This window comes from Psychrobacter sp. S1-30-MNA-CIBAN-0213, assembly GCF_040309845.1.
Taxonomy (GTDB): Bacteria; Pseudomonadota; Gammaproteobacteria; order Pseudomonadales; family Moraxellaceae; genus Psychrobacter.
The window spans coordinates 67,031-89,469 of the sequence record NZ_JBEOPE010000007.1 but is presented as its reverse complement, the minus strand read 5'-3'; the positions used below and the strand labels follow the sequence as shown (position 1 = coordinate 89,469).

Annotated in this window: 18 protein-coding genes; 4 read left to right on the top strand and 14 right to left on the bottom strand. The window is 41.7% G+C overall.

Annotated features, from left to right (window positions below):
• Window positions 1-55: 55 nt before the first annotated feature.
• The 3 genes from secF to yajC form a co-directional block, all read right to left on the bottom strand.
• A complete protein-coding gene (gene secF, locus AAEY87_RS08680; protein WP_350656832.1) occupies window positions 56-1,339 on the bottom strand; it encodes a protein translocase subunit SecF in 1,284 nt (427 codons plus the stop codon).
• Between the two features lie 9 nt (window positions 1,340-1,348).
• Window positions 1,349-3,226: a protein translocase subunit SecD gene (secD, locus tag AAEY87_RS08675; protein ID WP_068036066.1), complete on the bottom strand. Its 1,878-nt coding sequence runs from the start codon at window positions 3,224-3,226 to the stop codon at window positions 1,349-1,351.
• A gap of 345 nt (window positions 3,227-3,571) precedes the next feature.
• On the bottom strand, window positions 3,572-3,850 hold the full coding sequence (yajC, locus tag AAEY87_RS08670; protein ID WP_068036063.1) for a preprotein translocase subunit YajC: 279 nt from the start codon (window positions 3,848-3,850) through the stop codon (window positions 3,572-3,574).
• 662 nt (window positions 3,851-4,512) lie between these two features.
• Here yajC and AAEY87_RS08665 point away from each other — a divergent pair.
• The 3 genes from AAEY87_RS08665 to AAEY87_RS08655 all read left to right on the top strand — a co-directional run bounded on the left by AAEY87_RS08665 (window position 4,513) and on the right by AAEY87_RS08655 (window position 9,854).
• Complete coding sequence (locus tag AAEY87_RS08665) at window positions 4,513-5,667, top strand: CNNM domain-containing protein (protein WP_440453679.1); 1,155 nt, start codon at window positions 4,513-4,515, stop codon at window positions 5,665-5,667.
• Between the two features lie 364 nt (window positions 5,668-6,031).
• A complete protein-coding gene (locus AAEY87_RS08660; RefSeq protein WP_068036061.1) occupies window positions 6,032-6,526 on the top strand; it encodes a hypothetical protein in 495 nt (164 codons plus the stop codon).
• Window positions 6,527-6,857: 331 nt separating this feature from the next.
• Window positions 6,858-9,854, top strand: a complete 2,997-nt coding sequence (locus tag AAEY87_RS08655; RefSeq protein WP_350656830.1) for a LysM peptidoglycan-binding domain-containing protein — start codon at window positions 6,858-6,860, stop codon at window positions 9,852-9,854.
• A 122-nt stretch (window positions 9,855-9,976) separates the two neighbouring features.
• Here AAEY87_RS08655 and AAEY87_RS08650 read toward each other — a convergent pair whose 3' ends face one another.
• Both AAEY87_RS08650 and AAEY87_RS08645 read right to left on the bottom strand, forming a co-directional pair.
• Window positions 9,977-11,182, bottom strand: a complete 1,206-nt coding sequence (locus AAEY87_RS08650) for an MltF family protein (protein ID WP_068328004.1) — start codon at window positions 11,180-11,182, stop codon at window positions 9,977-9,979.
• Between the two features lie 983 nt (window positions 11,183-12,165).
• The gene (locus AAEY87_RS08645; RefSeq protein WP_350656829.1) at window positions 12,166-13,008 is read right to left on the bottom strand and encodes a Nif3-like dinuclear metal center hexameric protein; all 843 of its coding nucleotides are present in this window, start codon (window positions 13,006-13,008) and stop codon (window positions 12,166-12,168) included.
• Window positions 13,009-13,356: 348 nt separating this feature from the next.
• Here AAEY87_RS08645 and AAEY87_RS08640 point away from each other — a divergent pair, with 348 nt between their 5' ends.
• A complete protein-coding gene (locus AAEY87_RS08640) occupies window positions 13,357-14,703 on the top strand; it encodes a S1C family serine protease (protein WP_068328001.1) in 1,347 nt (448 codons plus the stop codon).
• Between the two features lie 101 nt (window positions 14,704-14,804).
• On the opposite strand, the gene yfaE is transcribed toward AAEY87_RS08640, so the two are convergent.
• From yfaE to nrdA, 9 genes are all read right to left on the bottom strand, one after another.
• Window positions 14,805-15,071, bottom strand: coding sequence for a class I ribonucleotide reductase maintenance protein YfaE (gene yfaE / locus AAEY87_RS08635; protein WP_068036052.1), 267 nt, complete (start codon window positions 15,069-15,071; stop codon window positions 14,805-14,807).
• A 248-nt stretch (window positions 15,072-15,319) separates the two neighbouring features.
• Window positions 15,320-16,453, bottom strand: a complete 1,134-nt coding sequence (nrdB, locus tag AAEY87_RS08630; RefSeq protein WP_350656827.1) for a class Ia ribonucleoside-diphosphate reductase subunit beta — start codon at window positions 16,451-16,453, stop codon at window positions 15,320-15,322.
• A 97-nt stretch (window positions 16,454-16,550) separates the two neighbouring features.
• Complete coding sequence (locus AAEY87_RS08625; RefSeq protein ID WP_068327995.1) at window positions 16,551-16,922, bottom strand: hypothetical protein; 372 nt, start codon at window positions 16,920-16,922, stop codon at window positions 16,551-16,553.
• 23 nt (window positions 16,923-16,945) lie between these two features.
• The gene (locus AAEY87_RS08620; protein ID WP_068327992.1) at window positions 16,946-17,233 is read right to left on the bottom strand and encodes a type II toxin-antitoxin system RelE family toxin; all 288 of its coding nucleotides are present in this window, start codon (window positions 17,231-17,233) and stop codon (window positions 16,946-16,948) included.
• The gene (locus tag AAEY87_RS08615) at window positions 17,223-17,474 is read right to left on the bottom strand and encodes a type II toxin-antitoxin system Phd/YefM family antitoxin (protein WP_350656825.1); all 252 of its coding nucleotides are present in this window, start codon (window positions 17,472-17,474) and stop codon (window positions 17,223-17,225) included. Before AAEY87_RS08615 ends, AAEY87_RS08620 begins: the two co-directional genes overlap by 11 nt.
• Before the next feature lie 433 nt (window positions 17,475-17,907).
• Window positions 17,908-18,819, bottom strand: a complete 912-nt coding sequence (locus AAEY87_RS08610; protein WP_350656823.1) for a hypothetical protein — start codon at window positions 18,817-18,819, stop codon at window positions 17,908-17,910.
• Between the two features lie 87 nt (window positions 18,820-18,906).
• Window positions 18,907-19,134, bottom strand: a complete 228-nt coding sequence (locus tag AAEY87_RS08605; RefSeq protein ID WP_350656821.1) for a hypothetical protein — start codon at window positions 19,132-19,134, stop codon at window positions 18,907-18,909.
• 214 nt (window positions 19,135-19,348) lie between these two features.
• On the bottom strand, window positions 19,349-19,528 hold the full coding sequence (locus AAEY87_RS08600; RefSeq protein ID WP_350656820.1) for a hypothetical protein: 180 nt from the start codon (window positions 19,526-19,528) through the stop codon (window positions 19,349-19,351).
• Window positions 19,529-19,658: 130 nt separating this feature from the next.
• Complete coding sequence (gene nrdA / locus AAEY87_RS08595) at window positions 19,659-21,935, bottom strand: class 1a ribonucleoside-diphosphate reductase subunit alpha (protein WP_350656819.1); 2,277 nt, start codon at window positions 21,933-21,935, stop codon at window positions 19,659-19,661.
• Between the last annotated feature and the right edge of the window lie 504 nt (window positions 21,936-22,439).

Here is a 22,439-nt window from a genome sequence, read left to right as displayed (position 1 = left end):
TTAGGACAATGCTGCTATTGTTAAAAGTCAGCATTATCCAAACAACTTTTTAAGATTAATCTTGTTCAAACATCTTTGGGTCATTGAAAGTAACAATCTCTTCCTCAAACTCAGGCTTCACTTTAACGATGAAATCATCGCGTGATAGACCCATTCGAAGAGGGATAGAGCTAGCGATATAGGTTGATGAATAAGTACCAGCAAGTAGACCAATGAATAGTGCTACTGAGAACCAATACAATCCATCACCGCCCAAGAACATCATTGCTAATACAACTAACAATACCGTTGAAATAGTCATAATAGTACGACGCAGGGTCTCTGTTAATGACAGATCAACCGTCTGATAAGGACTGATGCCACGGACACGACGGAAGTTTTCACGAATACGGTCATAGACGACAATAGTATCGTTCAATGAATAGCCAATCAATGCCAAGATAGCTGCTAATACGGTTAAGTCGAATGGAAAGCCGAATAATGCAAAGACACCGATGGTGACGATAGCATCATGAAATAATGACATTACTGCGCCAAGCGATAGCTTAAATTGGAAGCGTAGGGCCACATAACCAAGCATACAAACCAGTGCCAGCACTAAAGCCATTACTGAGTTTAAGTACACCTCATTACCGACTTGGCTACCGATAATATTAACGTTACTGATATCAGCATTATTATTGGGTAGGGCTAGTGCTTGAGTCAGACTTGCGCTTAGTCCGTCAATATTATCAGATTGTGGTGGCAAACGTACTAATAGCTCTTGACGGGTGCCTAGATACTGTACGACAGCATCATCAAAACCATTATCAGCCAGCGCTTGTACGACTTCGACTTGCTCGGCAGGCTGCTCATAACGCACGTCTGCTGAAACCCCGCCAGTAAAGTCTAAACCTAAGTTAAGGCCATTCACAGCAATCGCAATGATACTACCAATCACCATCAATAGAGATAAAATTGCCATAGGCTTTTCTATCTTCATAAATGGAATAATGCGCTGATTACCAACCGCTTTAATGCCGCCTTCTTTTACAGCAGCGTCATCAGCAGCACTATCAATCAGGTGGTTATGATTGTTATCAACAGCAGCGTTAGATGCTTGGGTGCTCAATGCCTGATTATCTTTAGTGCCTTGAGCACTACGACGAGACTTATCTTTGCCAGTTTTTGCAGTCGTAGGATTATTAGCTTGGGTATTGCTACCTTTACCATCACGGCGTGGCTTGTTACGGCGACGACGTTTGTTGTTTTCGTTAGGACTGTCACCTGCACCGCCACCTGAGCTGCTAGATGTCGGCGTGTTGTCATTCTTTGGGGGATTATTCTGTTCAATCGCCATGTTATTCTCCTAGCCGATGCTCAAACGTTTGATAGATTTACGCTTACCATAAGCAATTTGTACCAGTGCACGTGTTACCAAAATCGCGGTAAACAGCGAGCTGACGATACCAATAGCTAAAGTAATCGCAAAGCCTTTAATCGGACCAGTACCAATCGCAAATAAGATAAATGCGACCAACAACGTGGTGATATTGGCATCGAAAATACTACTAAAAGCACGGTCGAAGCCTGCTACGATTGCAGATTTTGGCCGCACCCCGTTCGCTAGCTCCTCTCGGATACGCTCAAAGATTAGTACGTTGGCATCTACCGCCATACCGATGGTCAAGACCACGCCAGCAATACCCGGTAAGGTAAGCGATGAGCCTAAAATTGACATAATCGCGATGATAATGATGACGTTAACTGCTAGCGCTACGTTGGCAATTACCCCAAACAAGCGATAAAAAATAATCATAAAGGCGAATACTAATAGATAACCGACCTGAGTAGAAAACAGACCTTTAGCAATGTTTTCTTGACCTAATGAAGGTCCAATCGTCCGTTCTTCAACGAAATACATCGGTGCAGCCAGTGCTCCTGAACGTAATAGTAGTGCAAGCTCAGCAGCTTCAGCATTACTATCAAGCCCTGTAATACGGAATGATGAGCCTAATACCGCTTGAATATTAGCGCGGTTAATGACTTTGGTCTCAGCATAAGGAGTGCGTACTTCGACAGATTCACCAGTAGTAGGGTCTTCTTCGTAAGTGATTCTTTGCTTATTTTCAATAAACAATACCGCCATTTGGTCACCAACAGCAGTACGGGTAGCGTTTTGCATGAGCTTCCCGCCAGCGCTATCTAAAGTGATATTGACCTCAGGGCGACCGCTTTCATCAAGACTGGTCTGGGCATTGGTGACCTTATCACCAGTGACGATAGCTTGACGCTCTAGTAATACTGGCGGACCATCAAGCGTTTCGAACGGGAACGATTCAGTACCAGCAGGAGGTATACCACCCATGAAGTTTTCGCTGTCTTTAGCGACTAGGCGGAACTCAAGGTTTGCAGTACGACCAAGTACACGTTTGGCTTCAGCGGTATCCTGTACACCAGGTAACTCGACAACGATACGGCTAGCACCTTGTGACTGTACTAAGGCTTCGGTAACGCCAAGCTCAGCAATACGGTTGCGTAGGGTCGTTAAGTTTTGATTAACTGCATAGCTATTAATCTCATCCAGCGTCGCATCGTTATATGCCATGATTAGCGCAGGGCCTTGGTCATCGATAGAGGACTGCAAACTAAAATTCAACCCCATTGAGCCTTGTAAAACATTTTGCGCACGGTTACGCGCGTCGGTATCAGCAAAATGCAATATGATACCTTGAGCCTCAGTTTTAATGCCTTTGACTGCGACACGCTCGGCCCTTAGCTCACGGCGCACGTCACGACTCGCACTGGTCAGACGCTGCTCTAAGGCTTTGTCCATATCCACTTCTAGAACGAAACGTACCCCGCCACGTAGATCTAGACCCAGCTTCATCGGCTTTGCGCCGATATCACGGAGCCACTGCGGTGTTGTTTGTGCTAAGTTAAGCGCAACCACATAATCATCGCTAAGATTTTTCTTTAGGACTTCTTGTGCTTTGAGCTGAGAGACTGGATTGTCTAAGCGTACCAGTGCGCTGTTGCCCTCAAAAGTGCCATCATGGTAGCTTATACCAGCTTCTTTTAGCAGGCTTTCTGACTCGGTCAAAATGCCTTCAGATAGCTGAGTACCCGCTGCAGCACTAGTAATCTGCACAGCAGGTTCATCAGGATAAAGGTTGGGAGCAGCATACAGACCAGCAATGATCAGCACGACGGTAATGAGTAAGTATTTCCAAGCGGGATATTGCATAATCACTTCTTTAAGTTGATAAAGTACTGGCGACGCAGGCCACAAGTCAGCAGATGGGACGTTCGTGATTACAATGGATAACTACCGCAATTAGTATGAGTAATTATTCACCATTGAGATCATCCGCTATGATAAGAGAACGTAAAGCTAAGCATCATAAAACGACTACACTATGAATCGTAATATATACGATAGAAGGTAAGTCCGCTATCGTCAGTCAGTTAGGTAACTAATTTGACAATCTAGTAGCAGAAAATGACCGTAAAACGTTAACGGCCATTTTTATCAATATACTGGTTGATACTAAGATAATGAATGTTAGGCGTGAAGCTTTACCATTAACATTTATACGCTCTCTATAGTACCTGTAGGCAATACTGAAATAACAGAAGCGCGCTGTACTTTAATGTCGGTATTGTTGTTTAAGCTTACAATAGCGTAGTCGCCTTCAAGGCCTTTGATACGACCCATAAGTCCGCCAGCAAAAATCACTTCGCTACCAACGGTCAAAGCATTTACCATGGCACGATGTTCTTTGGTACGTTTAGACTGTGGACGGATCACTAAAAAGTAAAAAATAGCAAAAAAGGCGACTGGTAATAATATTTGACCGAATGCTTCCATATCTCTCTCAATAAATTATAGATAATAGTAAAATTAAACGCATAGTAACAAAAAATCCCAAGCTTGGTAACTGTTAATCATGGGATGAGTGTATTTTCCTTGGCGCACTGGCATACTAGCAGCCGATATCTATTACGACAATCCTTTTAAAGCATTATCTATAAAAATAAAAGCGGCTGTATATAAGACTATATTACGTAACCAGATATTGAAGTTACATCTGTTTAACACCATGAATAGCCATGCTAACCGCACCACTTTTTATTTATAATGGATTTTTTCTAGACAGGTAGATAGCATGACATTTTATTGTTAAATATAAGCATCGGTGCTAATATCAAATTGTTGATTATGTTTCTTGTCGATGCTGATAGTAGCTGGTTTGTAGCTCTATTACACAGTGCTATTTTTATTAGATGAGAGCTAACTGCTACCAGTCATTATATTTACTAGCAATAAAACTCATTGTATTTTATCCTTTTTCATTCTCTTTTTTGTTTAGGTTACCTAACTTGTTCACCACTTTTTCGTTTATACCTCGTCTATGTCGTCCGCGCGCTTATCGTAAAGAAGCGTCTGCTGAACCTCCCCCGACGACACATGATTACACATGCCCTAGCAATAAGTCCGCATTTGGTTTATCAGCGCTGATAGCTGTACCAATGGTTTTTTTACCTCATTCAGCATTGGCTGTTGAAGCTTCGGCCATAGCTGCCCCAACTGCTGCAAGTATTGCTCTGTTAGTATTCTTTGTTGCTATTGCCATTGGTGTGTCATTTGTCTGCTCCTTAGCAGAGTCAGCATTACTCAGTATGACCCCGTCATATATTGCTGATGTTGAAGAAAGCAATCCCAAAAAAGCAAATATGCTAAGACGCCTGAAGATTGATAATATTGATCAATCGCTAGCGGCTATTTTGACGTTGAATACTGTAGCACACACGTTAGGTTCGATTGGCGCTGGTGCACAGGCAACGATTGTCTTTGGTAGCGCCTGGTTTGGACTGTTTTCTACGATTATGACTTTGGCAATCTTGTTTTTATCTGAGATTATTCCAAAAACATTAGGAACAGTATATTGGCGTCAGTTAAGCGGTATGGTGGCTTACTTTGTACGTGGTATTATTCTTCTTCTATATCCTCTCATTTGGTTCTCAGAGCGTTTGACCAAATTGCTTGTGCGCGGTAAAGAGACTCATGTCTTTAGTCGTCGCGAGTTTGCAGCTCTTGCTAGTATTGGCGAAGAATCAGGTCAAATCGATCCATTAGAATCACGAATCATTCGTAATTTACTCGCGTTTGGCGCGATTAAAGTCGAAGATATCATGACACCGCGTTCGGTGATGCTGGCATTTGAGCAGAACAAAACAGTCGCCGAAGTACTGGCTGATCGTCCAAAACTGACTTTTTCGCGGTTACCTATTTATGATGGTGATCTAGATAATATTACTGGTTTTGTATTAAAAACAGATATGTTGTTAGCGAAAGTCAATCATGCTATGCATAAGCCGTTAACGCAGTTTCAACGCGAGATTACTTTTGTATTCTCAAAAATGAAGCTATTCGATTTATTAGAATTAATGCTAAAAAACCGTATTCATATTGCAATCACGGTAGGTGAATATGGTGAGGTTAAAGGTCTAGTGACTTTAGAGGATGTCTTCGAGACTTTATTAGGGCTTGAGATTGTCGATGAGATAGATCGTGTTGAAGATATGCAAGCATTAGCACGACAAATGATGGACAGACGAGTAGAGCGTTTAGGCATGAAGCTTAACGATGATGAACAGACGATAGATGATAATACGAAACCTTAAAACTCATTGATAAGCTACTGAAAGTTTTTGAAAAAAGTTATTGGCTATATGTAGTAGGAGAATAGGCAGGTATGCACGCAATAATTACACATGACGTTACATGGGTGTGAGGATTTAATGCTAGGCTAAAACTGCCTCTTAAAAAGCTTAAATTAACTTTAAGTAGTGGATTAACTGTACTGTGTAGCTTGTCATGGCAACCTATTATTTCTTATCAGGTACGACGTCAAATAAGTATAGATAATGACTATGCCGATATATCAAAGTTGATATGTCAAACAGCTCATTCGATTATAAAAATATCAATAGAATAGAGCCACTTAACAAAAACTAGATAATAAAAGAGATACCGCTAAGGATCACAATGAAACGATTATGGAATAAAGGGCTATTAGCTCTATTTATTAAAAGTGCTAGCGTAGCTACGCTAGCGGCTGTAGTTGGTACGGTTGCTATTAATGCCCAAGCAGCAACGATGAGTGAAGGCTTGGTGCAGAACTATGCAGCTGCAATGAAATCAGCTGCTAACAATAAAAGCATCAACCAAGTTGCTACCCTAGTGTCTGATGATGCATTGATTTCATTATCTAGAAAAGGAAAATCTACTAGCCTTGACAAAAATGCTTACTTAAAATTACTGCAAGATAGTTGGAATCAAACTTCAAACTATCGCTATGATATCAGCGTTGATAACATTGTCACTACTGGCTCACAAGCTAAAGCAAACGTTAAGACGGTTGAGAGTTGGGTAAAAGACGGCAAAAACGTTTCGTTTGTGACCACATCAAGAGTTACGCTTACTTTATCTACTGGGAACGCTGTGTTATTACGTGCAGTATCACAGGTAACTATTGATTGAAGTAATTGCTAATTAAATTAATTACTGATTGAAGTAATCATCTATTAAAATAGCTGTTAATTTATTACAGTAAATAATGGCTAGGTAATTATTCAACTAGCATTCGTTGGCTGAAAAACTGTTTAATAAGCCAGTTATTGTCACTAGTGATTACTGTCACTAGTGAAGGGTAAGCGCTAAAAATATAGCCAAAAATAAGACATCTAACCGTATTATTCTAAATTTTATAGACAATCTTCTACAGAAGTATAGTTTTTGGTTTGCATTGCATACTATACTGTCGATTAACTTTATTTTTATCACTTTTTGTCGTTAGGAAAATTCTATCATCATGTCTACTGTGTCATTAAAATCCCGCTCATTTATTGCTTTACCACTGACGCTTGCGGTGTCGACTTTGCTTATTAGCGCATGTAGTAATACGTCAGCAGTGAAAGGTACAGGCGCTACCAATAGCTCGCCTGTTGTGACTAAGCGTCCAGCTAATCAGTCTGGAGCTGCTCGGCCAACCACAAGTGATGATTACTCGACTGCATTTTTGGATGCAGAGAGCTTAGATGAGTTGGCGGACTTATTAGAAGCTACTGACATGACGATGGTGGAAGATAACAAACTTGCTATTCAACAGTACGGTGATTTATGGAATCGCTTGCGTGCTGGTTATCGTATGAATGGTGGTCAGCCTATCTATAACCAACGGATTGAAGGACAGAAAAGTTGGTTTACCAGCAGACAAGACTATCTAAACCGCTTAACTGCGCGTGCAAGTCGTTATATTTATCATACGGTACGTGAAGCTGAGCGCCGTAATATTCCCACTGAGCTTGCTTTGCTGCCAGTCATCGAAAGCTCCTATGATCCAAGTGGTACAAGTAGTGCAGCAGCAGCAGGCTTGTGGCAGTTTATTCCAAGTACTGGTCGTATCTATGGTCTGAATCAAAGTAGCACCTACGATGGTCGTCGTGATGTCATTGAATCAACACGTGCAGCTTATGACTTCTTGACTGCGTTACATAATCAGTTTGGTAGTTGGGAATTGGCATTAGCCGCTTATAACGCTGGCCCTGGTCGTGTGCAAAGGGCAATTGATGCCAATGCGGCAAACGGATTACCAACTGACTACTGGTCACTCAGACTGCCTACTGAAACCATGAACTATGTACCGCGTTTTTTGGCTGTTGCCGAAATCGTTGCTAAGCCTGAGCAATATGGTGTTTATTTACCCGCCATTGCCAACCGTCAGCATTTTCGCAGTGTGCCAGTTAACTATGGCGTAAGCTTGGCTGAAGTAGCCCAAGTTACTGGGGTTAGTTATGATGAACTAGAAAGATTGAATACTGCGCTAACGTCAGGACGTATCGATTCATCAGGCCCGCAGCGTATTATTATTCCTAATGACGTTAATACCAACCTTGATGCTAAGCTTATATCGTTGAGAGGGAATGGTACAGGTAATATACTTGCTTCAAGCAGTACGAGTAGCTCAAGCAGTACCACTACGACGCCAAGCTATAATGGCAAACCGTACACCAGCTCATCATTACCTTCTACTGGTAGCGGTTTGGCTGATTATGCTGCTACTGCTAGCGTGCCACAGCAAACAACCAGTTATATTTCGCCAACGCTGACATCGACTAGTAGCTCTGGATATAACAGCAACTCATCTATCCGTAATGAACCACCTATTACTAGTAAAGAGACCAGCAAGATTAATGCTGAGCTACAAAGCAGTAATAGTTTGCCAACTACTTCAGCTCAAATCACACAAAATAATACCATTGTTCAAGAGCCGCCTCTTAGTAAAGAAGAGCGTGATTTCATTGCCAATCAGATTCGAACTAAAACGACTGAAACCAATGTAATCAATGCTGACGGTAATATCAATCTATCAGCGGTACAGACTCAGCAGTCTATCTTAGAAGCGAGTGGGGAAGAGAAAAAACTTAGCTTTGCAAAAACGCCAGTGAGTAAGCCAAAACCTCAAGGCACACGTACCACTTATACCGTAAAACGTGGTGATACCTTATCGAATATTGCTAGTCGTGCTGGGGTAAGCTGGCGCGATATCACTGAGTGGAATCAAATAGATTCCAAAGCAAAGTTATTGTCTGGTAGCACCCTGTATTTGTATAATGCGAAGACTATTGAGCCACTAAGTAGTGCTAATACAACGACTGAAAGCCAGCCAGATAGCTATGTAGTGCAGTCGGGTGATACGCTCATCGGTACGGCTAATCGTTTTGGTTTATCCGTGACACAGCTAGCAAGTTACAATAATTTAAGTAGCCGTTCTGACTTAATGAGAGGGCAGAAGCTATGGTTGATACCCGGTAAAGTAACAGCGCCGACTAGCACACCTGCTGCGCCGTCTTCTAAGCCTAGTAAATCTACCACTGCAACTAAGAACTATAAAGTTAAATCTGGTGATGGTTTGATTGCCTTAGCACGTCAATTTAATATCTCAACTGATGTTCTAGCTAGCCTCAATGGGATACGCACGACAGACTCGTTATACGTGGGTCAGACGTTGAAAATACCTGCCAGTGTTGACTTTACTTCTGCTAGCAACAACTCTAGTAGCACAAGTACAAATAGTAGTGCTAGCAGCTCAACCCCTACTAGTCGCTATACCGTAAAGTCAGGTGAGACGTTAATTGGGATTGCTAATAGCATCGGCGTAAGTGCAGAAGAAGTTGCAGCAGTTAATAGTAACTTTGATGCTAGAGCTCGCTTGCAACGCGGTCAGACGATTAAAGTACCAGTATCTAAGGCAGAAGTGAATCGTCAGTTAAATGATCAACCAATAAGCTATAAAGTACAATCTGGAGATAGTTTAACGGGCGTTGCCAGCCGCTACAATATCGGTGTCAGTGACTTGGCCTCAGCGAATGGTCTGAGTACGACTTCAAACTTGATACTTGGTCGCACTATTACTATTCCTGCTAGTGGCGGTAGTGTCAGTACCTCTAGTAACAGTAGTAGTGCCGCTTCTAGCAGCAGTAGCACCAGTACTGGCAAAAAACTTGGTAACACTGAGAATTACAAAGTACAGTCAGGTGATGGTTTGATCGCTCTAGCGCGCCGTTCTGGTATTTCAGTAGAAGACTTAGCGGCAACTAATAACCTAGCGACTAATGCTCAGTTACAGCGTGGACAGACAATCAAATTGCCTAAGGCGACAGTTAGATATACGGTTGGCTCTGGCGATAGTCTAATTGGGCTGGCACGTAAATATGGAGTCTCAACTCAAGAGCTTGCTGATATGAATAAAATCTCGGCAGATACTATGTTACAACGTGGTCAGCGTTTGACAGTACCTAATCGTTGATTTTAAATAGTATTTACTAAATAGTAAGTACTATTGGCAAAATGTTAACCAAAAAAAGCTGCTCTTAATAATAAGAGCAGCTTTTTTTATGTTTACGCCTTTTATCAACTCAGAGGTTAGGCCTAGACCATACGAGTTTTAATGGTTTCAAGATAACTTCTGATATTACTTACGTAGTGCATCGCTTGACCATATCGGCTATTTGAGGCTCTATTTTCTGATAGATAGGTATAGACGTTCGCCCAGTTTTTATCGTCAATACCTGCGTCACTAAGTTTGCGCTGAATACCTTTAATAGCATTAGGACCCATATTATAAGCAGCGAGTGCAAACCAAATCCGATCGGTCTTTGGCACATCAGCAAAGTCAGTTTTCATCTGCTCTAGATAACGAGCGCCACCGCCGATGCTTTGATAAGGGTCTACACGATCTGAGACCCCCATGGCTTTTGCAGTATTGTTGGTTAACATCATCAAACCACGTACACCTGTTGGCGATACTGCATTGGCATCAAGATGCGACTCTTGATAACCCATTGCCACCAGCAACTCCCAGTCATGATTGTAGTTACGCGCTTGCTCTTTAAAAGAAGACTGATAATCAGGCAGCTTTTCTGTCAGAGTCTTTTTAAAATGGTTTTGACTGTACGCATCTTTTAGCAAGTTCTGATTATAGAATGCTGCAAGCTTTTGCGTATTTTCGAGCTTGATGCTATCACATAAAAAGTAACTGGCCTTTTGTGACAATGGATCATCAGCTTGGTTGAACGTCCAGCTGACTTTTGGATGCAAGCCATTTTTAGTCAGGCTAGTATCATAACCGCAGCTGACATTGACCGACGATAGATTAAGCTGACTTTTTAGCTGCGTGCTAGCCGTGGTTAATGCCATATCAGCATTACCTGATTTTAGCGCTCGCAATGCTGCTTCTTCGCTCGCATAAGCCTTTAGATCAACCTTGACTCCCAGCTCATCAGCGTAGCTACGTACCAGATCATAACCAAAGCCATGTTGGAAACCATCGGTCGCAAAATAGGTGCTATCTCCAGGGACAGCTGCGATAGTTAGCGTCTCCTCCAGCATGACGTGATCATACGCTGGCACTTTTGGGTCCATCATTGTCAGACTCTCAGCAGGTAAAGAGAGTAGGGCAATACTCGATACTTGTGCCATTTTTTTCGTCTTGGCAAAACGGTTTGACTTAGTAGGGGTAACGGATGAAACGATGTTACTTTTGGTGCTAAGTGTGCGCTTAGGACGCAGTAAATAAGAAATACGGCGTTTAGCACCTTGCGCAGATACTTTGACACGATAAGTAATACGCTGCATGGATGTCTCCTGATTTTAGCCATCCTACTTACCGTAAAGCTGCAATTATCGTCATGACTATCCAAACAGCTATTCTAAACAACTAAACAGCAGATAGACGATAAGATTGCATCTTAAATGATGATAGGCTCATTAATAGCACAAGCACTACCGCATCTTGTATCAATATAGATATTATTATCATAAAGGCTTTCCATATAAGGTTTAATAATAAACCCATAAAAAGCCTTATAAACCGTATGCTTAAGCTATAGACGTAACATAAACTAAGCAGCATAAATAAAGGTAACAGGTAATGACAGTTATGTCACCTTTACCGATAACGGACTAAAATATGACTAAAATACTATATTGAACATAGGTAAGGTCATGAATAAGTTATTGAGACAAATGCATAAGTAATAATATTGTTGTAAAAGTAAGGGGCTATATTGATCTTAACCAAAATTAATTCTACTGTACTATCACTAGCAGATTCAGCAGCCTATGAATAACTGATAAGGCAGCATATTGCTAATACACTAATGTCCAGCAATGTTGATCATTAACCATATGAATTTTGTCGTATCAAATGTTTTTAGCGCAAATGACACGTCATTTCTTAAAGTTAATGTACACAATCATTGCAACGTTAAGCTGAGAGAATACTAATTATCCGTAATCTGTCATAGATATACGGATAATCGCTCATTAGCTCAACGTTATAACCGGAGGCCATAGTAAATGGGAAGTTTCATGACAAAACGTTCTTTCGCAAGTTAACTTTATGCGGTTTATAACACCATTATTCAAGTAAAGTTAATAAAAGAGTGATAAAACTTAACAATTAAGGAATAGACGGTCAAAAATAGCCATTATATTCGTATAAGTGAATAAAGTCTATTTTCTCAAAGGTTAAAGGGGTTGAGCTGGTTAAAGATTATAAGCTCGTCAATATCTCGCACTGATAAAAGCTGGTTATCTAGAATGCTGGTCATGTAGAGCTATGCGGGATTGTCGATGTCTATAAATGTGACTGGCAGTCCAAAATGCTCAGTAACCAGTTTACCTAACGCCTGAATGCCGCCTCGTTCTGTCGCATGATGACCACAGGCAAAATAGTCAATCCCAAGCTCTCTAGCACTATGAGTAGTGCGCTCAGATATTTCACCAGAGATATAGGCATCACAGCCCATCGCTGCCGCTTGCTCAATCATATCTTGTGCACCGCCTGTGCAGAGACCCACACGTTCAATCAGTTTTGGTGCTGTAACATTGGTTTGATCTGATTGGTCATTCGCAGAATAGTGATAGTTACCTGAAATATGTAGAGGCATGCGTCCCAATGCTTGAGTAATCGTTTGGATTAATGTTTCAGCACTTTGCGGAGTACAAATGGCGATATTGCCGACAGGGTGCGATTCATGAGGATAAAGCGCTTCGGTAATGGTTAATCCTAGCATCTCAGCGAGCTTGGCATTATTACCGATGGTAGGGTGCGCATCAAGGGGTAGATGATAGCCAATCATAGAGATACCGTGTTGCATCAATTTACGAATGCGTCTACCTTTCATACCAGTGATAGGCTCAGGTTCACCTTTCCAAAAGTAGCCATGATGTACCATGATGGCATCAGCTTTTGCCTCAATTGCAGCATCGATTAAGGCTTCACAGGCAGTAACGCCTGTAACAATGCGTCTGATAGGCTGTCCGCCATCTACTTGCAATCCATTAGGTGCATAGTCTTTAAAGGCACTCGCAGATAGATAGTCATCGCAAAATTGGGTCAAGGCTTGTGCGGTAATCGCTGTATTTGATGGTTCAGTTAAAATATCTTTCGCGGTCATTGTGTGTCCTTATCATTTCAATTGATATAATGATTTCAGTTGGTCAAGCGAGCGTAATTGATAAACAAGTTTTTATGGCAATCATTCTAGCATGATGTTGTAAATGAGGAGATAAACCCCATAACTGAAATGGTACACGATACGTTACTATTTTATGGTGTTGCCAGTTATAATTTACCTACGTGAGCCTGTCTAATAGATAGTGTCTGACTTATTAATAGCTGATTTACAGCAGCTTATCAACCGATTAATAACCGGTTAACAGCACCTACTTAATAACAATTTAATCGCAATCGTCTCACCACATTTATCACTGTCTGTCCGTATCAAATTTATAGAGGTTTATATATGTCGTCATCCCCAAACACCAACAATAAGGCAACTCTGTGGAAGTGGTTGCCTTGGATATTACTGCTGATAATAATCGCAGCGTTTATCTGGTTGTTTATGAGTATGAAGGCACCATCTGAGACAACGTGGGAGCCACCAAGGACGACGGCTGCTGAGCAGGAAGCGTTAGCACCTACTTCTGATAAGCCAGCACCCATCGCTTCTTATCACAATGCGGTGGCGCGAGCCTCGCAGTCAGTGGTAAATATCTATACTACCCAAACGATGGCTGAGCATCCTTATATGGATGATCCAGTCTTACGCCGCTTCTTTGAGTTCCATGGCGGACCGCAAGGTCAAGGGCCGACTAACCTAGGTTCGGGTGTCATCGTGTCAGAGGATGGCTATATCGTCACTAATGCTCATGTGATTGAGAAAGCGGATGAGATTACCGTTGCCTTCAATGACGGCCGTAAAAGCCGCGCCAAAGTTATTGGTACTGACCCAGATAGTGATCTAGCAGTTATCAAGGTTGATATGACCGGACTGACGCCATTAGGCTTTCGTGAAGCGCCTAGTCGCGTTGGTGACTTAGCCTTAGCGATTGGTAATCCATTTGGGGTCGGTCAAACGGTCACTCAAGGGATTATTTCAGCGACTGGTCGTACTGGTCTTGGCGTTAATAAGTTTGAAGATTTTATTCAGACGGATGCGGCTATCAATCCCGGTAACTCAGGTGGCGCGCTCGTCGATGCTCGTGGTGAGCTAGTCGGTATCAACACCGTTATCTTCTCCCGCTCTGGCGGCTCTATGGGTATTGGGTTTGCCATTCCAACCGCTATCGTTGAGCAGGTCATGAATGCGCTCATTAAAGACGGTAGAGTTAGTCGCGGCTGGCTAGGTATCGAAATCCAATCGCAACTACGCGACCCAACGCGTCTTGAGACCTCAACAGGGGTAGAAGTCCTGAATGTCGTCGCTCAAGGCCCTGCTGCCAAAAGTGGTTTAAAAGTCGGTGATGTGATCTTGACGATTGATGGTATCGAGATGACTGATGCAAACAAGCTTATTCAATACGTAGCACGTAAAGCACCAACGACTGAGCTAAATGCACAAGTATTGCGCAATGGTCAAAACAAGCAGGTTAAGATATTGCTTGAAGAACGTCCTGCCCAAGAAGTCGTGGAGGTTGAAGAGCCAAGAATCTTGCATGATGACAGGTTGAATGGTCAAGGTAGTCCAGATAGTCAAGGCGAGCAGCAATATTACGATGATCCAAATGCGCCTATGATGTCGGAAGAAGAGCGTAATCGTATGCGTGAAGAGCTATTAAAGTTGTTTGAACAAGATGCTGCTGCCCAATAGTCAAGACAGATATATATAGCAAGCAGTCATGTATAAAAAAGCGCGCTATCTTATTTAGATAGTGCGCTTTTTATTGATTTTAACTTTTAATAAATGAGGTGTTATTTCACAATAGGTTCATGGTTGATATAAATCACGCCTTGCACACGGCAACAGCAAGGCAATATCTCATCATCCTCAATCATGGCTAATGGCTCAAATGGATAGTCCACCAAGTGTGAGCTGGCAATGCGCTTGACTCGGCAGCTACCACAATAGCCCTCGCGGCATTGATAGTTGACATCGTGTCCTGTACGTAGCAGCCCATCGAGCAGACTTTCATCATCATGCAAATAGAACTGTTTTTTACTGGTCATTACCCAAGTCATAGTTGATCCTATTTTAACTGGTTTGATTGTCCCAGTTTTCTTTGAGTGTTACCTTATTCAATTAAGGCATGTTCATTTAGAGCATATTGAACGCAGCCTAATAAGTCCTTACTAAAACTAAAATGGCTTAAGCTTAAAGGATTAAGGTTAAGCCATAACTATTAAGGTTGAGCGTTGCAAAGTTAAACTATTAAAAGCCTAGCTTTAAAATATTAGTCTTAGAGCATTAGCCTTTAAAATACCAGCCTTTAAAGCTCAAAGTCATCAAAATCACTATTTGATAGATCCGAGTCAATCTGACCGACCAAGTACGAGCTGATTTCCGTCTCTTGTGGGGCGACTTGGACGTTATCAGACGATAGCCATGTATTAATCCATGGAATCGGATTTGACTTAGAGTTCGGGAACGCTGATGGCAAGCCGACCGCTTCCATACGTAAGTTAGTAATGTATTCAATATACTGGCAAAGTATGTCTTTATTCAGACCAATCATCGAGCCATCTTTAAACAGATAGCTGGCCCATTCTTTTTCTTGCTCTGCCGCTTTAACGAAGATCTCAATACTTGCCTCATAGCACTCATGGGCAATCTCTACCATCTCTGGATCGTCCTTGCCGTTACGCATAAGGTTAAGTATATGCTGCGTACCAGTTAAATGCAGCGCCTCATCACGGGCGATAAGCTTAATAATCTTGGCATTACCTTCCATTAATTTACGCTCAGCGAACGCAAACGAGCACGCAAACGACACATAAAAGCGAATAGCCTCTAAGACGTTGACCGCCATAATGCACAGATACATCTGCTTTTTCAGTGACTTTAAATCGACAGTGATTTCTGTACCGTTGATATTGTGCGTACCCGGACCATACAAGCTATAGAGCTGCGAATTGCGGTACAAGTCGTCATAGTATTTGGCAATGTCAGACGCACGCTCTAAAATATGCTCATTTTGCATAATGTCGTCAAAGATAACGCCTGGATCGTTGACGATGTTGCGAATGATATGAGTATAGCTGCGTGAGTGAATGGTTTCTGAAAACGACCAAGTCTCAATCCAAGTTTCCAGCTCTGGAATCGATACCAATGGCAATAGCACCACGTTTGGGCTACGACCTTGGATAGAGTCGAGTAGGGTCTGGTATTTGAGGTTACTCAAAAATATATGCTGCTCATGCGAGGACAGATTGCCAAAGTCCATGCGGTCTTTTGACACATCAACTTCTTCTGGACGCCAAAAGAACGATAGCTGCTTTTCGATCAGCTGCTCAAAGATAGGATGCTTTTGTTGATCGTAGCGGGCAATATTGACCGGCTGACCAAAGAACATCGGCTCTTTCATAGCATTGTTTGGCGTTTGGGAAAAAATCGAGTAAGTCATGGGACTGCCTTTATAATTGATACGGTTATTAATTTATATGGGTTTGACTGGCTTTGATTTGATGTTATTACACGTTTTCGGATTATAGCTTTTTAGCTTAGAGGTTCTCTAGTGATATCTGTGACGACTCTTGTCCGTCGTTCATATAGGCTTTAAAAATTTCGCTCAGTTCACTATCATCGAGTGCTTCTAGTTCATCAAGTGCGCTTTTGCGTAGGGTACTCACATCCATATCTTCCGCTGCTATTTTTGTGTCCTTTTTAGCCGTTCTCGATACTGGCTTTTTGGCTGCTTTTGCCACGCTTTTTTTGGTGATGGCTGTCTTTGATGCTTCATCCACACCTAACTGCTGACGCACCTCTGCAATATCAACCTCGACTTGTACGATATGCGAGCCACCATCGTTTAGGTCTGAAAATACATTTGGGATAAACAAACCACCGTCTTTGATGATTGCGGTATATTGCACATGACCTCCGTCGTTTTTATAAATTATGGTTGGCGTGACACAAGGCTTTCATATACCTTATTGTTTTCTCTTTTGCCTACGGCTAGCACATAAACCACCACTACATCATCTTTTACGGTATAAACCAGACGATAGCCTATGGTGCGTAGTTTGATTTTATAGGCGTCTGTATGTCCCGAGAGTTTTGAAGCAGGAACACGAGGGTTTAATAAGCGCTGCTGTAATTTTTTCTTAAACTGCTGCTGAATACTGGGCGCTAACTTTTTCCATTCTTTTAATGCTAAAGGATGAAACTCAAGATTATAAGTCACCCAACGTTACCTTTACAGGTACTTGCCCGTCATTCATTCGTGCATCAACGGTTTGGCTTAATGCCATATCGTCCATCGCTTCCATCATGCGCTCATACATATCTGTTGAAACTAAGTAAGCCACAGGTTTGTTATGATTTAAAATAGCAATGGATTCACCATCCGACTGTTTAATCAGTGCCGAAGGGTTGGTTTTTAGTTCTGAGATACTGGCTGTCTGTGTCGCAAATATCGGTTGCATGACTCATTCTCCACTAATATTAGGCTCTAAATATAGGTCTAATATTAGCATGAAAATTAGGTCTTATTTGTTATTGTATTAAATTTAAATATTTTGGGTAGCCAATCCCGCCTACCGCTTGTATCTGCCTAGCCGCTGGCGTGCAGTCTATTATGTCTGGCAGTGTTCCAACGTTCGAGCGACCACTCCCAGCCACAGTCTTGAGGAGGGAAAAAGCAAAGCACTGCTTTGCCCCAACGCAAGAGAAAATCTGTGATTTTCTGAGAGCCATCGTCGTTGGCAGGATACCGCTATAGTCGTGGCTAAATGACCTTGTTAGGTCGGCTTTCTTTTTTCTTAACGACTTTTTCGTTTGAGCTTAATTTGTAGGGTGCGCCTCGCACACTTTTAAACACAATTTGAATATCATCGGTGCGTTGGGCGCACCCTACAACTAGATTTTAATGTCAAACTGGTCTTTTAGGATTTTTACAAGATATATAAATTGCGTATCGTCATCAGGTATTAACTTTCTAAATTTTAAAATATTTCTCCTATCAAGAAATATTTTACTGTCTATCATTATTTCATGGGTTTGGTTAATTGTACGGTCAAACTCACCGATTCTCTTAGACCATCTATCAAGTTGACTGCTACTTAAAGAACTGACATTTAGGTTCAATAGCTCATCCAAAGGGTTTTTGAAGCCTTCAGCATACACTCTCAGATTATTCTCATTATATAAAAATGCTAAGCCATCAATAGTGCCTATAGGTATCTCTTTATACCTTGACGGTGCTTTTACTCCACTAGTCTTTAAGGTTTCATATTCTTCTTTGCTAAGCTTTGTAGTCTTATAAATAGTAGGGTTTCTGTTTTTTACCATAAGCTTAATCATCTCAAGGATAAATGAGGGACAGCCTTTTGAAGCATGAGTAAAAAACTGCTGTAGCTTATGAATATGACCAATCTTTCCATACGTATTTTCTATAGCTATTACTCTTTCAAGGTATTGGCTTGAATTACCCTTGAAGCTTGCTATTTTTTCTTTTGCTTGTCTATCTCTATACTCTCTGTTGAAGCTCTTCTCTAAAGTTTGGAAGCTAACACCAAAGTGATTTTTACCACATATATGTCCTACGTTTGTTAGCTTGCCTGTATCAGTTTCAACAATACATCCAATATTATGAGGTGTACGACAATTTGATAAACCGCATCTAACCTTGTTTGGAAGTTCATATCTATTAATAACTTGCTTTAATTTTTCCTTCTTAGAATCTAATGAGTCAGTATATCCACTCATTTTAAAAATATCATCCTCAGTAGTAATTCTCACAAAAGGCTTTTTACTAATTGAAGTATTCAAATTTTTATTCCTCTTAGCAACTTATACTCAATAGTGCTAAGGTGTCGAAACACCCTAACACTAAACCATTTAGGTCAGACTAAACACCTATGCTATTTTTCTAGCACTAGCGTGTTCAATGTTTAAGTTTATGTATCCGTTAAGTCCATTTCCCATTCTAGCTAGTTCTATCATTTTGTTAACATGATTAGAACCAGTTATGGAATAGTCATACAGATACATACCACCTTTCTTGAAACGCACAATTATGAAATCGTCACCGACCTCATATGCGCTTATACCAGAGTTACCATCGATATCACGATATTTTTCCATGCTCATTTCTCCTGAGCTGAAACATTTGTGACTATCACTTCACGGTTTCTTTGGACAAGGGGTAAGTTTTAAATTAGAATAGCTGTCTAAGAACGGAACGTTATTCTATTTGCTTATCACTTGTAAAAGTCGATAGTCTTAACTTCCTGATAACGAATATTGGCGTATTCATTATCTCCAATGGCATATTTAAGTTAACTTGAATATGCCATTTTTATTTTCTTCTATCGTCTACTTCTTGTGCTACCCCCTTATATAGACCTTTCATACCACTCATAAATTGACCTGTATTAGCGTCTCTCTTAAGCGAATGCTTAGGGTTACTAGGATGCTTCATTTGAGTTCGAGCTGTTACCGAACCTTTGCGAGTACTACGGCCTGTATTTTTAGCCATACTTAATTTACCTCTTTGTTAATTGGTTTCAGTGGTTTTCTACTACCTATATTTCTGTTTTACCCCCTTTTGCTAAATCAAAATATCTACCCAACTCTCTAAATTGAATTAGAGAGCTGGATAGTCGAACCTAGATCTTACAAGCACCGCCAGCACAATCATCTTCCATATCCGCTTGGGCATCGTTCGCGCCGTCACGAGTGTTATGGTAGTACAACGTTTTCACGCCCATTTTATAAGCGTTTAGCAGATCTTTTAGCAATATCTTCATCGGTACACGGCCACCAGCATAACGAACTGGATCGTAGTTGGTATTGGCAGAGATACTTTGATCAACGAACTTCTGCATAACAGCCACCAGCTTTAGGTAACCGTCATTGTTTGGCATTTGCCATAGCAGCTCGTACTGATGTCTAAGCGTACCGATATCAGGAACGACTTGCTTTAAGATGCCATCTTTTGATGCTTTGATAGAGACTAGACCACGTGGTGGCTCGATACCGTTAGTCGCGTTGGCAATCTGACTAGAGGTCTCAGACGGCATCAAGGCCGTTAAGGTAGAGTTGCGCAGACCGTGAGTGGTAATCTCAGTACGTAGCGTTTCCCAATCGAGATGTAGCGGCTCTTGGCAGATTTTATCCAAGTCTTTTTTATAGGTATCAATCGGCAAGATACCTTGCGAGTAGGTAGTCTCGTTAAAGGCAGGGCACGCGCCTTGCTCTTTTGCCAATTTGTTTGAGGCTTTTAAGAGATAAAACTGTAGCGCTTCAAACGTTTGATGGGTCAGACCAAGCGCGCTGTCGTCTGAATAGCGTACGCCATTTTTGGCAAGGTAATAAGCATAGTTAATCACGCCCACACCCAATGTACGACGACGCATACTGCCGTTTTGCGCCGCTTTTACCGGATAGTCTTGATAATCGAGTAGGGCATCAAGCGCACGCACGATGAGCTCGGCCGGTTCTTCGATATCGCTGACGTTTTCAACTTTACCTAAATTAACTGCTGATAGCGTACAAAGGGCGATTTCGCCTTCTTCGTCATTGATGTTATCAAGTGGCTTAGTCGGTAGCGCAATTTCCATACATAGGTTTGACTGACGAATCGGCGCGACCGTCGGGTCAAATGGGCTATGAGTGTTGCAATGATCGACGTTTTGGATATAGATACGACCCGTGCTGGCGCGCTCTTGCATCATCAAGCTAAACAAATCTGCCGCTGGGATTTGGCGGCTACGAATGCTGGGGTCATTCTCGTACTTGGTGTATAGCTCTTCGAATTTGTCTTGATCTTCAAAGAACGCATCATACAAGCCAGGGGTATCACCTGGAGAGAATAGCGAGATGTCTTGACCTTTGATGAGGCGGGTATACATCGTTTTATTTAACTGTACGCCGTAATCCATATGACGGACACGGTTGTCTTCAACGCCGCGGTTGTTTTTGAGTACCAATAGCGACTCAACTTCTAAATGCCATAATGGATAAAATAATGTCGCAGCACCACCACGGACGCCGCCTTGTGAGCAGCATTTAACCGCAGTTTGGAATAGTTTATAGAATGGAATACAGCCAGTGTGCTGCGCTTCGCCGCCACGGATAGGGCTACCAAGGGCACGAATACGACCAGCGTTGATGCCGATACCAGCACGCTGTGATACATAACGCACGATGGCGCTGGTGGTAGCATTAATAGAATCTAGGCTATCACCACATTCGATCAAGACGCACGAGCTAAACTGGCGCGATGGCGTACGCACACCAGACATGATTGGCGTTGGTAGAGAGATTTTAAATTGTGAAGTCGCATCATAGAAGCGTTTGACGTAGTCGAGACGCTCTGATTTATCATAACGGCTAAACAGACACATGCCGACGAGCATATATAAGAACTGCGGGCTCTCGTAGACCGTCTTGGTGACGCGATCTTGCACGAGGTATTTACCAGCCATCTGCTCAACGGCAGCATAAGCCAAGTTCATATCGCGCCAGTGATCCATATACTCTTCTAACTCATCGAACTCAGCACGGCTATAATCAGCTAGGATATGCTCGTCATACTTGCCGGCATTGGTCAGGGTGGTTACATGATCAAATAGGTGCGGCGGGGTAAATCTGTTGTAAGCGATTTTGCGTAGGTGGAAGATAGCCAAACGCGCGGCTAAATATTGATAGTCAGGAGTATCTTCAGAGATTAAGTCGGCAGCAGATTTGATGATGGTCTCGTGAATGTCACGAGTTTTGATACCTTCATAAAACTGAATGTGCGACTTTAGCTCAACTTGTGATACAGACACATTATCTAAATCATGAGCTGCCCACGCGATAACCTTATGAATTTTATCTAAATCAATAGGCTCTAAACGTCCGTCGCGTTTGGTCACTTGAATCTTATCGATATGTGTCATGTTACCCTCTATTATTGATTGCTGATATTTACCCTGCGTAGATTAAATCTAGCAAAGTTTTTTATTACGCTATAACAAGGTGTTACGGTCGCTGAAGTTTTTTTAGACAAAAGCATACCGCTGCTCATAGTGATGAATAAAACCACTGAGCACTAGATATAGCGTGTTTGTTAGTAAGTAGGCACAATATAGCGGGAAAATTTTGAAAATGCTATATTGATTTTAGAGTGAAACTATGTTGCTGTGAGGTTGTAGCGTGTCCAAAATTTAGCAAAGGACGATGGGATAAGGGTTAGACGCGATTGACTCAAATAATAAAATTTTTTGTAAAAAAGTAGTTGTCATTTTATTTTTATTACTCGACAAACTAACTACTAATAATAGCCGTAATCACGATAATAATAGCGGTGGTGATTGTACCTGAGACTACAAAAAATCGCCACCCATATGAGTGACGATTGCGGTATTGAAACGTTAAATTTGTTTTTTAACTTTAGCGTACGA